Here is a 381-nt window from a genome sequence, read left to right as displayed (position 1 = left end):
AGTCGATCAAGGCGGCATTGCCGGTTTGCGACACGCTGAATGAGCTCGACTGACCGAAGTTGAAGTATTGGCAACCGGTAGTCGCCAACAACGCACCCAGGACAAAAAGACGGTGCAGGGCCTTGATCGGAATGCGAAAATTTTTGTTGAGGCAGGGTCGGCTTAAGCCTCGATAGGCCATCAGCATGAAGTAAAGTCCCATCAAGCGCGCGGCGCTTATGTTCGAATCATGATCAGCCGCCCACCCAAACTCATTATGGCAACTTGGTTAATTTAGCGATAGCTGTTTGACCGCTTCCACGGTTTTTCTGTTGTCGCAAGAGGGCAGGACGGCTTGACGCTGGACATCCCGCCCGGTGCCGGCAAACCGTGGCAACAAAA

The 381-nt window shown here is 53.5% G+C and carries 1 protein-coding gene; it reads right to left on the bottom strand.

Going from position 1 to position 381, the window contains the following annotated elements; genetic code table 11:
* Positions 1 to 187 (bottom strand): hypothetical protein (locus tag EN850_RS34125; RefSeq protein ID WP_136092977.1); only part of this gene is annotated, 187 nt, incomplete at its 3' end.
* Positions 188 to 381 lie beyond the last annotated feature (194 nt).

Source organism: Mesorhizobium sp. M8A.F.Ca.ET.207.01.1.1, assembly GCF_004794715.1.
Lineage (GTDB): Bacteria > Pseudomonadota > Alphaproteobacteria > Rhizobiales > Rhizobiaceae > Mesorhizobium.
Note: the sequence above shows the minus strand (reverse complement) of the source record. Positions and strands in the feature narration are given on the sequence as shown.